The organism is Streptomyces cavernae (assembly GCF_004023625.1).
Classification (GTDB): Bacteria; Actinomycetota; Actinomycetes; order Streptomycetales; family Streptomycetaceae; genus Streptomyces; species Streptomyces cavernae.
In genome coordinates this window covers 1-15,578 of sequence record NZ_RPDJ01000047.1, presented here as the reverse complement: position 1 = coordinate 15,578, position 15,578 = coordinate 1, and the positions used below count along the sequence as shown (strand labels likewise).

Genomic DNA, 15,578 nt, shown 5'->3' with positions numbered 1-15,578 from the left:
GATTTCCGGTCAGGCGCCCTGCCCTTCGGCATCCCCAACGCCCCATCTGAGCGTCCGGGCCTTCCGCGACCAGGCGCCCGCCTCACCAGCACCACCAGTCACAGGAAGCAACACCAGTCACAGTCGCCTGATACCACTCGCCCGCAGAACGGACGAGGAGCAAGCTGGAACAAAGAGCGTGATCTCGCCTCGAACTCCCTCGGCGGAAGGAAGCAAGATGACGGAGCAACCCACCACCGGTCCGCCGCCCTGGCATCTGGCAGGCGACTGGTTCGATGTCTGCAAGTGCGCCATCCCGTGCCCCTGTACGTTCGCGCAGGCCCCGACTTACGGCGACTGCGAGGGGGTGCTGGCCTGGCACATAGGGGAGGGCAACTTCGGCGACGTGCGGCTCGACGGCCTCAACGTACTGATGCTCGGCTCTTTCGTCGGCAACCCCTGGGCCCGCGAGCACACGGACGCCTACGCCGCGGTCTTCTTCGACGAACGCGCCGACGAAAAACAGCGCGCCGCCCTCCAGGCGATCTTCGGCGGTGAGGCGGGCGGATGGCCTGCGGAGTTCGGCGAGATGTTCGGCCCAGAGATGAGGGGCATGGACTTTGCGCCCATCCGCATCGAGGTCGACGAGGACCTGGCAGCCTGGCGCGCGGAAATCCCCGGAAAGGTGACGGCAACCGCCGAAGCGCTGACCGGCCCGACCACGCCGGAAGGCACGCGGGTCCAGGTGCACAACGCCCCCGGCTCCGAGGTGGGACCCGGCCAGATCGCCACCTGGGGCCGCGCCACCACCGACCGGGCCGACGCCTTCGGCTTCACCTGGGACCGTTCGGGCAAGTCGAGCAAACACTTCCCCTTCGACTGGACCGGACCGACCTGACCACACACCCCCGCCCCTGGTAGAGGCGGTAGGGGCCAGGATCGGCAACCACGAGGGACTCGAAGAGACCTTCACCGGCTACTGCGGTTTGCGGCCTGGGTGAAGGTGATCTCGCGGTGATCGCGCGGCGTTTCCTGCGGCATTCTCGGCCGCGCATGAAGCGCCGGCTGCGCGTGCGCTGTGCTGTGCTGTGCAGCTGCCCGTAGGACGGGCAACCCCGGGATGCCAAGGGCGGGACCGAATGCCTGGGCACGGCCGTCTTCCAGGTGAGTCACATGCCGCCCATCGACGGCATCGAGTCCTGCAGCCCCGGCAGCAGCCAGTCCTGGAACGGCGCGAGCACGGCCAGGACGAGAAACGCCGAGCCCACGACCCGGGCGAGCAGAGGGCCCCGGGACCACAGCTTCTCCACGAAGATCACCAGGGCCAGTCCCGCCATCGCCGCCACGTTCATCACGCCGAGCGGGATGATGACCACCATCAGCCCGGCGCAGCATCCCACGCAGTAGGCGCCGTGATGGACGCCCACCCGCAGGTCACGTGCCGGCGCCCGGAAACCGGCGTAGTGCATCAGGTGGCTCATGGGGTCGCGGCAGTGCCGCAGGCACACGTACTTCAGCGGCCCGAGCTGGTACAGGCCGGCGAGCAGGAACGCGGTGAAGCCGATCCAGCGCCCGGCGGTCGGGTGGTCGGCCACCAGGCCGCCGGTGAGGGCCAGCGCCGCGTAGGCGAGCGCCCCGAAGGCGGTCCACACCATCAGGTACCCGCCGACGAACTCGACGGTGCGCGCGGCCCGGGTCCAGCCGGAGGACCGTCGGCCGATCCCCCGCACCCACGTGATGGCCACCGGCGCCATGGACGGCAGCATCATGGCCGCCATCATCGTCACCCAGAGCAGCAGGAACAGGGGCAGCGCCATCCCCATCGTGCCGGGCTCGACCCCCATGTCGCGGGCCTGCCCGATCGTGAGCGCCCACGCGGGCACCGCGATCAGGAGGACAAGGAACCACGCGGCTGCGAGATCCCGCTTCGGCAGCAGCCCTCCGCCGGCTCCGGTCGGCGCGGGCGTCCGCGTGGGGGCGAGGACGGAGGTCCGGGTGAAGCGCATCGGCGTGCCCTCCTACGGATAGTTCCAGCAGACCACTCATCCAAGTACGGCGCGACCTCGCCCCGCCCCACTCACTCTGAGTGAGGGACCGCCCGTGCCGGGAAGGCAGTGCGGACAGGCGACGGCGGCATTCCGCGCCCGCCAAGCAATTGCTCGGTCGTGGGCACTGGGATCGGCCGGGCTCCAACCGGGCGAGGGCCCTGAAGAACAGCACGCCGTAGGACCGAGGTGCGGGTGAGGGCCTGCGCATCGTCCGACCGTTCTGCGTCCTGACTCGCGATGTCAGCCATGTTCAAGATCCGTTTCTGAACTCATCCTGCAGCGCCGCGGCGCTGAGATCGTGTCAGCATGAGCGGCCGGGGCACCTCGGGGATTGAGGACCGTTCCGTACCAGAGGGAAGCATGGCCCCGTTGCTCATTTGTTCGATCGACCGGCCTCGACACGGCAGGGTGTTGACTCGCGTACCCCGCATCTCCAGATGCGGATCGGTCAGCAGCTTCTCGTGGGTCAGGTAGCAGTCCAGCGAGAGCTTCGGGAAGGTCGAGGCGTCGAACAGCGAGAAGACGTCGTCGTGTTGTAGACCGGCCTGCCTGACCGTCCTGGCTGGTGGTTCATGCGCTCGATGAGTAGTCGGCCGATGCCCCTGTCTCAGCTCGACGGCATCACGGCCGACATCGAGGGTCTGGACACGTGAGATGCGGTGAGAAGAGCGCCGTGGACGGCTGCGGATGCCGCCCGCATGGCATAGTCAGCGGTGTCCGAAGGCCATGCGTCGCGGCCCTGGTGGATCAGGAGAGAAACCGCGCCATGCACGCCGGCACACAGCAATCTGGCGGTTTCGGTCCTGCTCTCGACCGGTAGACCGGCATCAAGACAGGCCGCGACCTTGTCTCGGAAATATCGGAAACACGCGTCCGCGTTCTGGCGACTTGCTTCAGTGGCTTCGCCATCCATCACCAGTCGGTAGTGGGAGGGGTAGCGAAGCCCGAACGCGATGTAGGCGACGCAGGTTTCGTAGAGCGCCGTCACAGGATCCGAGATCCCCCGGGACACTGCTTCCAACTCGGTGAACAGTGAACTCCACACACGCAGGCACGTGGCGTGGACGAGTTCCCTCTTCGAGGCGAAATGTAGGTAGACGGCTGGAGGGGTGACTCCCGCGCTGGTCGCTACTGCGCGAATCGTGAGAGCGTCCTCGCCACCGTCCTCGAGTAGATGATCGGCGATGTCGAGGAGCTGGTCGCGGAGCAGGCCGCCCTGGCCCTTGGCGGCGCGAACGCGGGAGCCGGTCATGGAGAGGGAGCCTTCGGGAGAGAGTGAGATCAGGATGTCCTCGGTTTGACGGCGGTGACCACTTGGGTCACCCGGGCGCACAGTTCGCCTTTGGCGTCATGCACGTTGACCTCGACGACGGTGTTGCGGCCTACACGCAGGGGGCGAGCTGTCGCAACGACGTCTGTGTGTGCCGGCCGAAGGAAGTGCGTGGTCGACTCCACGGTGGCCGGTGCGGCGCCCGCCGGACCGTTGAGGGCGGCGCACACGGCACCGCTGACATCGGCGAGTCCCATCAACGCTCCTCCATGGAAGCCGCCGCCCACCGTGGAAAGAGAGAGATCATGCGCCAGCGTGGCTCGAACGCCGGCTGCCGTCATCTCGTCGAACACGACTCCGAGTGTCTTGGCGTACGGCGCGAGAGCGTAGATGTCTTCAGCTCCGAGTGTGGGCACAGGTTTCCCTCCCATGTGAGTTAATGTCGTTAAGTTATCGACGTTAACCCAGGCCGTCAACCCAGGACTTCAGATGCTCCGCATCGTCGCGGCGCTGCGTTCACCGGCGTCGGTGTCGCGCGCGGACGACCCTGGCGCCGTGCTGGACCCGTTCAGTGGCAGTGATACGCGCAGCGCGCAGCATGGCCACCTCGCGGCTTGGCTGAAGCGCTCGATGAGCCTTCGGCGTCCCTCGATGGTCAAAGAGGCGTTCGCATGCGTCACTGGAGCACCTCGAGACGGGCTCCAGATGCAGACGGACGCTGTTCTCAAGAAGCGCCTGAACCGGCTCGGCATCCTCACCCGAGCCGGACGCAACACCGCTCTCATGGAGCTGGCAGGGCAGCTTCCGGCAGTGGTCCCAGTCGGCTCCTCGGCCTGCACATCAACACGGCCACCCTGTGGTCCCGGGACGCGGGAAACTCCTGTCCCGGCTGCGCGGCGGAGGTTGCCCGCAGGGCACTCCGCAAGGACTGACAGCCGGGGTCACCAGTACGCCTCCGGGAAAGTGATGTCACACCCATCATGACAGCTCAGAGGGTGTTTTCGTAGGAGGAATGGCACAGGCGATCCTCATTCTCGCTGGTCAGAGGCGCTTTCTGCTTAAGTGATCACCTGCTGGACAACCCCACGGGCGAAAGCACGTTAGCTCGTCCGGCCATCGAATATGGTGAAACGCCGGTAGCCTCTCGCGTGGAGGTTACCGTGGAAATCATCGAAGGTCCCCAGATCGTCACGAGGCCCGAAACCCCCTATGTCGGCATTCGCATCGTCACCCCGTTCCGCGGCCTGTTCGCCGTCCGTGACAAGCTGATGGCAGAGCTGTACGCGTGGCTCGACAAGCGCGACGTAACCGACGTCGGTAACACGTTCTTCCGCCTCCATGTCATCGACATGAACGGCCCGATGGACGTCGAGCTCGGTGTGATCACCAAGGAGAGGCTCGATGGTGACGACCACGTGCGCACCGGCGCTCTGCCGGCGGGCAGGTACGCGAGCCTCACCTACGTCAACCACGCGCGGCGCGCGAACCACCTGTTAGTTACCTGGATCAGGGACAACGGCATGACCGCCGACCGGTGGGACGAGCCGACCGGCGACCATTTCGCCTGCCGGTACGAGGCTTATCTCACCGACCCCCGATCCGAGCGGATGAAGACCAAGTGGCAGGTCGAGCTCAACATCCGCGTCGCCGATGGCGACGCCTGACACCGTGCCCGACGAGGACCGGTACGCTTCCTCACCTGGAGAGTGCCTCCTACCCTGCGGTGGACAGAACCTTCAACAAGCCCATCCCTCCAGGTCAGAAGCACTCTTCTCTTGACAGCCACTCGTTAATGGCTGCTCCCAGCTCGGTCGCTTCGTAGCGGACGGTGAGTTTGTCGTACCGAGTGGCGACGGCCCGGTGACGCTTGAGACGGTTGATCCCGCACTCGACCGCGTGCCGCTGCTTGTAGTCATCCTTGTCGAACGTCGGCGGCCGCCCACCTCGCGATCCGCGCTTGAGGCGGTTGCGGACACGGTCCGCCGGGACCGGGATGGTGGCCTTGATCCCGCGTCTGCGCAGGTAGGAGCGGTTGCCGCGGGAGTCGTACGCCTTGTCGGCCCGGACCCGGTCCGGACGCTTGCGCGGCCTGCCGAGACCCAGCCTCGGGACCCGGATGGCTTCCAGGACCGCATCGAACTGGACCGTCCGAGGGCGTGGTCGGCCGCCTCGACGAAGATACCGTCGGGCGGCTGCTTCTGGAGGTCCCCCCTTTTCGTCGCCCCGGCGGCGTGCTGGTGGGCCCGGCAGACGGTGAAGTCGACGTTGACGTCCCAGGTGACCAGGCCCTTCGCGTCCGCCTCGGCCTGGAGCTGGGTGAGGGTCCTCGCCCGAGTGCCTGCCGTCCCGCTGCCAGCGCCGGAACAGGCCATAGACCCGGTCCCACGGTCCATAGCGTTCGGGCACCTCGCGCCACGGGGCACCGGTCCGGGTCCGCCACCGTATGCCGTTTATGAGCTGCCGCCGCGTCCACACCTGCGGACGACCCGGCTTGAGGCCCAGTGGCAACAACGATCCAGCCGGGCCCACTGGCTGTTCGTCAGATCACGCCGTCCCACGGGACGTGATCATCCCCGACCAAGATCCACTTTCGCAACACACCCTGGGCGGCAGCAACTCGCCGGACTTGAGAGCCTCTGACCTGCGGCGCCTTGGCTGGATCCGGACATCTCTGTGAACCGTCTGACCTGCTGCTTCTCTGCGGAGTCCTCACCTGGGACTCTCCGTGCGTCCGCCCGCTCTCTGCGCGGCGACACGGAGCAGTACGGATGGGACCGGGAGGCAGCCGCCCGGTCCCATCGCCTCATACCGCATCGCTGAGCTGGTGCATCGGCGTTACGACACGGTCAGGTAGATCTTGCGCACGGTTTCGATGGTCTTCCAGACACCGACGAAGCCCGGCTTCATGACAAAGCTGTCACCTGCCTTGTAGACCGCCGGCTCGCCACCTTCCGGCGTGATTTCGATGACGCCGGAAATGATGTGGCAGAACTCGAAGATCTCGCCCTTGATCGAGCGCGTCTCGCCGGGCGTGGCTTCCCAGACACCCGTTTTGATCGTTTCCCCGCGGGCGGCGTCCTGGGCCCAGGTCTTGTACGTCGGGTCGCCGGAAATCAGGCGTTCCGGCAGTGGGCCGGACTCGAGGGGTGCGAAGGAGGGATTGGGATCGATGGTCTTCAGAAGCGACATGCTTTTCCTTTACTGGTTTGGAACAACGCACATCGGGAGCGGACATACCAAGCGTCACCGGGCCGAGTCCGACCAGGCTCATCGCGCATCTCGGACCAGGCCCGTCGGCTGCCCGCCACGGTCTCGCCGCGCAGCAGGTCGGCGAGCATCCCCGCGGGCATGAGGCCCTTCTCCTTGGCGAGTCAGGCCACGCACCGGCCGACGGCAAGGGCGTCCTTGGCGATGTCGATGGCCTCAGTGGACCCGATGTGTCCGGGTTGGGCGGTCACCAGGCTGATGGAGCTCTCGACACCCGCCCCCAGCGTCTCCGTGTTGCGGTGATGCCGTCGACGCACCGCTCGGCGAGGGTCAGGCGACGGCGACCTCATGGGCGACCTCAACAGTCACCGGATGGACCTTGCCCTGATGCTCGAACGGGTCCGCACCGGTGGCATGGATCGTGCGACCGTTGCGGTGTATCGAGTATCTCCGACGCCCCGCAGGGAGCCCACGCGTGATCTGTCCGTTGCGGGCACGATGTTCGGACGTTGTGTCAACACGGGGCGGAGAGGCGGCGCTCACGACCGCTCCGGCCCAAGGAGACGCTGAAACCGCCGAAGCCACCCGTGATGACATCCTCATGCGCCCTCCTCTCGGTGGCTCCGGTAGTCGTTGAGCCAGCGGAGACCTTCGCTCGTGCCGGCGCGGGGGCGGTACTCGCAGCCGGTCCACCCGTCGAAGCCCAGCGCGTCGACCACGTCGAGCAGGTGGCGGACGTTGATCTCACCCCGGTCGGGCTCGCCCCGGTCGGGCACGCCCGCGATCTGCAGATGACCGACCCGGCCGGTCGGCAGGTCGCGGCGCAGGGTCGCGGTGAGGTCGCCCTCGACGATCTGGCAGTGGTAGAGGTCGAGCTGCACCTTGAGATTCGAGGCTCCCACCTCCTGCACCACGGCGTGCACCTCGGCCTGGGTGCTCAGGAAGTACCGGGCATGTCGCGGCAGTTGATCGGCTCGATCAGGATGTCGACGCCGGCCGCGGCGGCCCGCCCCGCGGCCCAGGCCAGGTTGGTCAGGTAGGTGTCACGGTGCTTGGCCCGCTCGACCGGTGTCGCGTCCGGTCGGACCAGCCCGGCCATCAGGTGCACCCGAGGGCAGCCCAGCACCGCCGCGTACTGCAGCGCCCGGTCGACACCGGAACGCACCTCCGCCTCGCGTCCGGGCAGTGCCGCCATCCCGCGCTCTCCCGACTCCCACGCTCCGGGAGGTGCGTTGAAGAGCACCTGTGGGCGTCACGCCGCTCGCCGTCGAGCAGCAGGGCCACGTCCAGCTCGTACTCGGCGATCCCGCCCCGCTCCCGCAGCCGGTCCAACTGCCTCGTGGTCAGCGCGACATGAGACTCCACGACGATGAGACCGTGCGGCGCGTTGCCGCGCAGCGGGCGCAGTTCGGCCGGGGTGAGCGGTGCCCGCGCCGCCTGTCCGGCGCGGGCCCTGACGAAGGACGGCCCGACCCGGTACAGCAGCCGCGTGCCGTTCTCCTCCGCCTCGGCGAGGGCCAGGGCCAGCACGCGCAGATCGTCGTCGCACACCGCGTCGACCACGGCCACCCGTCGCCGCGCAGCGAGGACAGCAGCCGCGCCGTGTGCGCCGGGCCGCCGCCGCGCAGGTCGTCGAGGGTGACGCGCAGGACCTCGTCCGCGGGGATGCGTCCGCCCGTCTTCTCCTCGACCCACTCGGGCAGCGACGAGCTGCGGTAGCCGAAGGTGGCGTCACGGGCGAACTCGCTCTGGCCGACCGGCAGCATCCCGTCGGCGGTCCGCATCCAGTGGCGGGAGCCTACGGTCGGCCGGCCCGCCTCGATGTAGGCGGGGACCAGTACCACACCGTCCGGAGCACCTGCGCCCAGCTCGGTCAGCTCCTCGGCGAGGACATCGGTCTCCAGCGGGAAGTGGCCGCGCAGAGCTTCGCAGTGTCACCGCCGTCGGTATCGGCTCAGGACGACTTGTCCTCCGATGCGGTGGTTCTGCATACGGCCGATTGCAGCAGCCGGCCGGGCGGCGCGCCCAAGACACAATCCCGATGTGCCTTGTAAGGCAGCCCCATAAGCCCGTTCTCTTAGGGGCTTCCGCGGTTCCGTCAGCGCTCCGTCCAGGAAGGTCATCGCCGCCGGGCACAGCGGGCCGCGGCGGCTGATCAGCGCGACACGTACGGCGCCGTCCCGAATCATCGGCCGCCGTCGGCGAGGGCGCGGCGCGGCGACCGTTGTCCGCGACAGGCTCCTGGTACTGGCGGTTCTGCCGGCCCGGGCACTGCAAGCTCGGCACCTCGCACGACGGCGCCAGAAGCCGAGAAAGGTCAGATCATGCGCGCCGGCCCGGGTCGGAAGCCGGCGGCCCCGCCTCGCGCGGCGGCCGGAGAGCGGCCGGCTGCGCCCGGCGCGGACTCGGGGCGTCCCCCGGGCCGCACGGCGGCCGTTCGCGCCGGCACGCCGTTGAACCGGACTCCGCGAAGAGCCGTTGTGCCGTGCGGAACGTCCTACCGATCAGAAAGACCGTCAATGTCCCTCCCCCCTCTGCACGTACCGCCGGACGGCGGCTCTCCCGTCTTTCTCGTGGGAGACACCTACACCACTCTTCTCGGGGCCGCCGACACCGGCGGTGAACTCTCCCTGGCGGAAGCCGTGGTGCCCGCCGAGGCCGGGCCGCCGCCGCACACCCACCACGGTGAGTCCGAGACGTTCATCCTCCTGGAGGGCGCGCTCCATGTGACCGCCGGCGACGAGGAGTTCGAAGTCGAGCCGGGCGGGGTGGTCTACGTCCCCAAGGGAGTGCGCCACTCCTTCCGCAACATCAGCCCCGAACAACCCGCCCGGATGTACTTCCTGTATCTTCCCGGCGGCATGGACGGCATGTTCCAGGAGATAGGGCGCCCCGGTGTCAGGGGCCAGGTCGGCCCGCCGCTCGACCCGGCCGACGTGGTGGCCATGGGAGCGGTCGCCGAGAAGTACGGCTACACCCTCGGCTGAGCCCGCGACAGGAGCGAGGACCCGGTCTCGGACGGGTGGGCCCACCGCAGGGTGATCAACAAGCGAAGGGCGGGCAGCGGTCCAGTCGTTCCCCTCCTGCCCCGGCTCGAGCCGCACAGCTACCCCTTCGTACGGACGCAGGACGACCTCGGCGCGGATTCGGCGCCCGGCAAGCCGGAGGCCCCGCGTCGGGGCGAAAACGCACACCAGCAACACCGATGACGGACACGACCCTTTCCGCCGTGGCGTTCACCTCGCATTCCCCAGCCACAGGAAGGCAGCCGGCCGAGTACCCGGTGGAGGGGCCGGATCAGATCGCCGAGGCCGTGCACCGGGCACAGAAGGCCGCGGCCGGCTGGGCAGCGCTGCCGGTGATCGGCGCCGTGATCGGCGCCGTGATCGTCGCCACCGACGCGGACCTCGACGCCGCCGCCGACGCCATTGTGTGGGGTGCGATGGCCAATGCCGGCCAGACCTGCGTGGGTGTCGAACGCGTTCATGCCGTGCGGAAGGTACACCAGGCCCTGTGTGACGAGGTCGTTGAGCGGGCCCGCGCACTTCGCCCCGGGAGGGGCCCCGACGCGGCCTATGGACCGATGACCATGCCGGGTCAGGCGGCCGTGGTGGAGCGTCACGTCAACGAGGCAGTGGCATCCGGGGCACGAGCCGTGCTGGACGGTGTCGAGTCGGTGTCCGAGGCCTACGTGGAGCCCGTCGTCCTGGTCGACGTACCGGAGCACGCGACAGTCATGACGGAGGAGACGTTAGGCCCGACCGTCGCGGTCAATGCGGTCGCCGATCTGGACAAGGCGATCAGCCGCGTCAATGTGTCACGCTACGCCCTCGGAGCTGCGGTCTTCTCCCGCAACCGACGCACCGGCTCCGAGGCCGCCTCCAGGCTGCGCTCCGGTATGGTCTCCGTCAACTCCGTCCTCAGCTTCGCCAGCCTGCCCGCCCTCCCCTTCGGGGGCTCCGGCGACTCCGGCTTCGGACGCATCCACGGCGAGGACGGCCTGCGCCTTCGCCGCGCCCCAGTCGATCACTGGTCCAGCGCTTCGCCCCGCCGGTCAATCTGACCTCCTTCACGGCCCCCGCCGCGGCGAAGGAGCGCGTCGTCTCCCTCGTCCGCCAACTCCACGAGCGCCGCTGACGCATACGGTCCCCGCCGGAGTACCAAAACCGACCGTGGCGTTCCGTGAGATCGCCCACTCAAGGACGCAGCGCGTACTCACATCGGTCCGATGCGATCACATGCGAGAATTCTCGATCGTAAGTGATCTGGACGTCTGCGCCATCCGCGCGACAGCGAACCGAGGGGCCTGCATGAGTAGCAGCGGAGCCGGCTGGATAGGGGCCCAGTTACAGGAGGCACGAGACCGTGCCTTCGCTGGCCGAGCGGCCGAGCTGGGCATCTTTCGTTCCGCCTTGTCCGGTGATGCGAAGGGCCTTGCGGTGCTTTACCTGCACGGGCCCGGCGGCATCGGCAAGTCGATGCTCTTGCGCCGCTTCGCCGCCGAGGCGCGGGCGGCGGGGCGTGAGGTGCTGGAGGTCGACGGACGGATCACCGAGCCCACACCCCAGGCCTTCGAAGAGGAGGCCGGGGCCGTACTCACCGGCGAGCGGGCCGTCCTGCTCATCGATACCTTCGAGCGCTGCCAGGGCCTTGAGGGCTGGCTGCGGGACAGGTTCCTGACCCGCCTGCCGGCCGGAGCACTGGTCGTCATCGCGGGACGCCAGGCACCGGATGCCGGGTGGACCTCCGATCCCGGCTGGGCAGCACTGATGCGGACCGTAGCGCTGCGCAACCTCAACCCCGACGAGGCCGCTGCCTTCCTGAACAACCGCGGAGTGCCGCAGCGGACACATGACGCACTGCTGGCCTTCACGGGTGGCCACCCCCTCGGCCTCGCGCTCGCGGCCGCGGTGGCGATCCAGGACGAGGAGAGCACCGGGGACTGGGAGCCGAGCCGGGATGTGATCGAGACGCTGCTGCCGCAGCTGATCGGCGAGGTGCCCTCGCCGACGCACCGGCGGGCGTTGGAAGTGTGCGCCCATGCGTACGTGACCACGGAGACACTGCTGCGCGCCGTGCTCGGAGACGCGGCGGTGTCGACGTTCGACTGGCTGCGCGGTCTGCCCTTCGTCGAGTCCGCGCGGCACGGCCTGTTCCCGCACGATGTGGTGCGTGCGGCGCTGGAGGCGGACCTGCGCTGGCGTGACCCCGATGGGTTCACGGAGTTGCACAGCCGGCTCCGCCGCCACCTGTTCGATCGGATACGGACGGTTCCGGAGAGCGGGATGCTGCCTGCCGCGGGCGAGTTCTTCTATCTGTACCGCACCGATCGCTACATATCCGACTTCAACAGCTGGCGTGGGGACGGCGAGGTGGTGTTGCATACCTGCGATCCGGCGGAACACACCTCGGTGATCGAACTGACGACCAAGGTGGAGGGGCCGGAGTCGGCTGCCCTGGCCCGCTTCTGGCTGGACCGGCAGCCGGATACCTTCCGCGTGTACCGGTCCACGCGCAGCGGCGAGATCGTGGGATTCTCCACCTGGCTGCGACAGACCGAACCGTATGGCGAGGACGTCGACCCCGTGATCGCGGCGGCCTGGAAACACGCCCGCAGCACCGCCGCGCTGCGGGACGGTGAGCACCTTGCAGTGTCCCGATTCCATGTGCCCGGGCTGACGGGGGGAAACCAGCCGAGAGTATCGCCGGTCGAGGACCTCCACCAATGGCGATTCGTGGCCGAGGTCGTCCGCGCCGGACCGCGACTGGGCTGGTCGTACATAGCCATACGAGCCGCGGACTTCTGGCATCCCTATATGACCAGCCTCGGCCTCGTCCCGATCGACGACCGGCCTCGGATCGGCGACGTCGAGTATCACCTGTTCGCCTTGGACTGGCGGACGCAGCCGCTCTGGACGTGGGCGGAACAGAAGACCCGTCTGATGCTGTCGAACGTACTGGGCACGTCCGGTGCTCCCGACGAAACGCCGGCCTCGGGCGGGCCCGCCGAACTCACCGTACTGTCCCGGCCCGAATTCGAGGCCGCCGTACGCGACGCGCTGCGCAAGCTGCGGAACCCGGAGAAACTCACGGCGAACCCATTGGCCCGCAGCAGGCTGACCGTCGAACAGGGGGTGGCACTGCGGGACGTAGTGATTCAGGCCGTGCAGGCGCTGGCAGAGGAACTTGGCGGTGAGAAGTACCACCGCGCGGTGGCGACAACCTATCTGCGGGGCACAACCACCCAGGAAGCGGCCGCAGCACGGCTGGGCCTGCCGTTCGGTACATACCGCAGACATCTCGTCGGCGGCGTCGAGCGGATCTGCGACGCCCTGTGGCGCCAGGAGATCTACGGAACCGCCCCTGGCGGGCACCGGTCGTCGTAGCCGTCGGATGTCCCTGACCACGAAGCCGGTCGGGGACCTGCAATGGCACGTTCGGGACACGGCGGGCACGAGCGATACGAGACGACGTGACGAACCCGGTCCGTCATACGGTGGCGTCCAGGGCCCCGCGGGTCATCAGGTCCGCCTTGAAGTGAACAGCCAGGGACGGGCCGTGTGGGTTCCGCAGGAAGTCCAGATGGCTCAACACCCTCGCGGCCGCCTCCTGGACGACATCCTCCGCCTGGTGCGTCGCCTCCCAGGAGCCGGGCCGCGTACCGCACCAGATCCGCGCCGTGCTGTTCGTACAGTCCCCGGACGAATGCCTCGCGGTCGGAGCTCTCGCCTGCCGGCCTCGGAAGTGATGTGGGGTGCTCAGTGGAAGCGCCGATGGTATCGGTGGTGCGCCTCATGGCTTGGGGTCAGGTCCTCGTGCTCGAAAATGTGCATGCCGCGTGTCGGCGCCGTGCGTTGACGTACCTATGCTCGTGCACGGGAGTTGGCCGGAGCTTGTCGTCGGATTGTTGAGGGGCACGGCGGGCGCCGCCCCCGCGAGAAGTCAGCCGCGCCAAGACGCGGACTGCAAGCGCTCGACAGGCAGCTACGCCCACCTGATCTCCACGAGTTCCGCGGTACCTGGGCTGAACCGCGCCTTCAGGGATGTCACCTGTGCAGCGGTGCCACCACCCGGAGTTCTGGAACAGCTACGGCAGCAAGCCTCCTCGGGCCAACGCCCACATCCCCAACACGAAGCTCGTGACGCTGATTTTGGGCGCAACGATGTCGGCTTCACCGAGGTACTCGAAACCTGCGTGCGGAAGCTATTGGAAACTAAGGGCTGTCCCTGCAAGGCGGAGTTCACGAAAAGCGACCTCGGCAGGTTGGAGAAGGCTCACTGACTGACGTGGGGTGACCGTGCCGTCCGAGACTGGTTCGCAGTCCGTCAGGGAAGCCGCCTGCCCACCTGATGGACGACACGGCGAGGCGGGCGGCGCCCCTACAGCGTTGTCTGCCCGGGCCACGGATGTGGGCCCGGGCAGCCCGGTTCAGGGCTGAATGGTGAGAGTGTCGTAGTGGGACAGGTTGGTGAGGTTCATCTGAGCCAAAGTCGTAGCCGGCGTTGTGCGGCCGGGCATCACGATGTTGTGCAGGGTGACGTTGTTGATGAGGGCACCAGGCTGTCCGTTGATACGGGCGGGCGTGGTGCCGGCGTTGCGAACCCGGATGTCCGACAGTGTCACGTTCCTGACCGGTCCCGTGCCCAGGGCGTTGCCTGTCCACAGGGCCAGCCACGTGCGGTTGTTGTCGTTGCTGAAGCTGAGGTTCTCTATGTCGATGTTCTCGAACCGCAGGTTACTCGCTGCAGCGGAACCGTACTTGTGATGAACGCCGATGCCGACTGCCGCATCGTGGACCACGACGTTTCTGAACGTCACACCGTCCTGGGCTTGTATGACGCCCTGGCCGACCTTGACGCCATAGCAGTAGGTCCAGGAGACAAGGTCGTCGAACACGACGTCGGACAGGGGGCGGGGAGTCCCGGGGACCTTGACGAAGAGGTCGGTGCTGCTGTCCCACGTCTTAGTGCTGAATGGATCGTCCAGGCCGATACCGATGGCGTGGGTGACCCGTACGTTGGTGGACTCCATGACGTCGATGCCGTCGTTCTCGCCCATGTCGAAGCGGTTGAACATCTTGATGTTCGAGAAGCGCAGGTCGGTGGAGCGGGTCGGCATGATGGCCCAGCTGCTGGACTCGCGGAAGGTGATGCCGTCGACCCTGAACTTGGTTGTGTAGATCGGGGTCAGCAGATTCACGGCGAGGTTGTCGGGTGCCAGAGTGGCCTGCCCGTTTCCGTCGATGATGCCGCGTCCGTAGATCGAGATGTTCTCGGACGAGTACCGGGTGGAGAGGAACCAGGTGACGTCCCGCTGCTGCGAGTTCTTGTGCCAGTGGACGTCGTAGTGCTCACGCTCTCCGGTGTAGCGCAGCACCGCACCGGGCTCGAGGTAGAGGGCGACATTGCTGCGCAGATAGAGACTGCCGAGCGTGTACACCCCGGCGGGCACGTACACGGTGCCCTGCCGCCCGTTCGCTGAACCCCACGCCGCCGCGTCGTTGAGCGCCTGCTGGAACGCCGATGTCACATAGTTCGCCCCCGGCTGGGCGCTGTACGGCGCGCCGCGGACGTTGAAGACGCCGGTCCCTGAGGAAGCGGGCCGGTCGGTCTCGGCGGGGTCGATCGCGATGACGAGCTTGGGCCGGCCGTCCAGCTTCAGAATGAGGTACTCGTCCCTCTGCACGGTGAACCTCAAAGTCGGTCCGCTGACCCTGCCGGTGAGATTGAGCTTGGCCGGGCTGATCGAGTACGACCCGATGTCGGTGTTGTTGACCTTGGTCAAGGCCAGATCGGCGGTGCCCTGGCCGATTGCGAACTGGGCGATGTCGTAGCCGGGGTACCGCGTCACCGGCACGCTTTTGCCATTGGCGGTGAGCCGGTAGTCGGCGGACGCCTGGTAGATGGACGGCACAGGATAGACCTGCACGTCTGCAGGTGCGGCCTGAGTAGCTGTTGTCGTTCCGAATCTGAGGGCGGTGTTTTCGCTGGTCAGGCATAGGGCCGGTGAATCGGTGGGAGTGGTGGCGTGTTGTGTCGTCGCTCCCCGGGAGGTTGCGGATGCCGTCGGTCGT

13 protein-coding genes and 2 pseudogenes are annotated in these 15,578 nt (G+C 67.6%); 5 read left to right on the top strand and 10 right to left on the bottom strand.

Annotated features, from left to right (window positions below):
* The first annotated feature begins 217 nt into the window (after window positions 1-217).
* Window positions 218-877 (top strand): DUF1326 domain-containing protein, encoded by a 660-nt coding sequence (locus tag EF387_RS39905; RefSeq protein WP_128381514.1) that lies wholly within the window; start codon window positions 218-220, stop codon window positions 875-877.
* 271 nt (window positions 878-1,148) lie between these two features.
* Here EF387_RS39905 and EF387_RS39900 read toward each other — a convergent pair whose 3' ends face one another.
* The 3 genes from EF387_RS39900 to EF387_RS39890 all read right to left on the bottom strand — a co-directional run bounded on the left by EF387_RS39900 (window position 1,149) and on the right by EF387_RS39890 (window position 3,728).
* Window positions 1,149-1,985, bottom strand: a complete 837-nt coding sequence (locus tag EF387_RS39900) for a DUF2182 domain-containing protein (protein ID WP_128381513.1) — start codon at window positions 1,983-1,985, stop codon at window positions 1,149-1,151.
* A gap of 649 nt (window positions 1,986-2,634) precedes the next feature.
* The gene (locus EF387_RS39895; RefSeq protein WP_128381512.1) at window positions 2,635-3,279 is read right to left on the bottom strand and encodes a TetR/AcrR family transcriptional regulator; all 645 of its coding nucleotides are present in this window, start codon (window positions 3,277-3,279) and stop codon (window positions 2,635-2,637) included.
* 29 nt (window positions 3,280-3,308) lie between these two features.
* The gene (locus tag EF387_RS39890; protein ID WP_274388980.1) at window positions 3,309-3,728 is read right to left on the bottom strand and encodes a PaaI family thioesterase; all 420 of its coding nucleotides are present in this window, start codon (window positions 3,726-3,728) and stop codon (window positions 3,309-3,311) included.
* Between the two features lie 729 nt (window positions 3,729-4,457).
* Between EF387_RS39890 and EF387_RS39885 the strand changes: the two genes are divergently transcribed.
* Window positions 4,458-4,961: a GyrI-like domain-containing protein gene (locus EF387_RS39885; RefSeq protein WP_238431961.1), complete on the top strand. Its 504-nt coding sequence runs from the start codon at window positions 4,458-4,460 to the stop codon at window positions 4,959-4,961.
* A 94-nt stretch (window positions 4,962-5,055) separates the two neighbouring features.
* Here the strand turns inward: EF387_RS39885 and EF387_RS39880 are convergent.
* The 6 genes and pseudogenes from EF387_RS39880 to EF387_RS50235 form a co-directional block, all read right to left on the bottom strand.
* A pseudogene (locus EF387_RS39880) lies at window positions 5,056-5,855 on the bottom strand (transposase).
* Window positions 5,856-6,132: 277 nt separating this feature from the next.
* A complete protein-coding gene (locus EF387_RS39875; protein ID WP_128381509.1) occupies window positions 6,133-6,486 on the bottom strand; it encodes a cupin domain-containing protein in 354 nt (117 codons plus the stop codon).
* 182 nt (window positions 6,487-6,668) lie between these two features.
* The gene (locus EF387_RS46890) at window positions 6,669-6,821 is read right to left on the bottom strand and encodes a hypothetical protein (protein WP_155589815.1); all 153 of its coding nucleotides are present in this window, start codon (window positions 6,819-6,821) and stop codon (window positions 6,669-6,671) included.
* Between the two features lie 282 nt (window positions 6,822-7,103).
* On the bottom strand, window positions 7,104-7,418 hold the full coding sequence (locus EF387_RS49535) for a TIM barrel protein (protein WP_274388979.1): 315 nt from the start codon (window positions 7,416-7,418) through the stop codon (window positions 7,104-7,106).
* A gap of 23 nt (window positions 7,419-7,441) precedes the next feature.
* Window positions 7,442-7,699, bottom strand: a complete 258-nt coding sequence (locus EF387_RS49530) for a TIM barrel protein (protein ID WP_274388978.1) — start codon at window positions 7,697-7,699, stop codon at window positions 7,442-7,444.
* Window positions 7,603-8,372 (bottom strand): annotated as a pseudogene (locus tag EF387_RS50235) (four-carbon acid sugar kinase family protein). Before EF387_RS50235 ends, EF387_RS49530 begins: the two are co-directional and overlap by 97 nt.
* A gap of 651 nt (window positions 8,373-9,023) precedes the next feature.
* On the opposite strand from EF387_RS50235, the gene EF387_RS39860 reads away from it, so the two are divergent.
* From EF387_RS39860 to EF387_RS39850, 3 genes are all read left to right on the top strand, one after another.
* Window positions 9,024-9,491 (top strand): cupin domain-containing protein, encoded by a 468-nt coding sequence (locus EF387_RS39860; RefSeq protein ID WP_162467293.1) that lies wholly within the window; start codon window positions 9,024-9,026, stop codon window positions 9,489-9,491.
* 218 nt (window positions 9,492-9,709) lie between these two features.
* Window positions 9,710-10,567, top strand: coding sequence for an aldehyde dehydrogenase family protein (locus EF387_RS39855; RefSeq protein ID WP_420802678.1), 858 nt, complete (start codon window positions 9,710-9,712; stop codon window positions 10,565-10,567).
* Between the two features lie 349 nt (window positions 10,568-10,916).
* On the top strand, window positions 10,917-12,890 hold the full coding sequence (locus EF387_RS39850; RefSeq protein WP_128381507.1) for a MalT transcriptional regulator family protein: 1,974 nt from the start codon (window positions 10,917-10,919) through the stop codon (window positions 12,888-12,890).
* 1,043 nt (window positions 12,891-13,933) lie between these two features.
* On the opposite strand, the gene EF387_RS39845 is transcribed toward EF387_RS39850, so the two are convergent.
* Window positions 13,934-15,433: a glycosyl hydrolase family 28 protein gene (locus tag EF387_RS39845; RefSeq protein ID WP_238431960.1), complete on the bottom strand. Its 1,500-nt coding sequence runs from the start codon at window positions 15,431-15,433 to the stop codon at window positions 13,934-13,936.
* Between the last annotated feature and the right edge of the window lie 145 nt (window positions 15,434-15,578).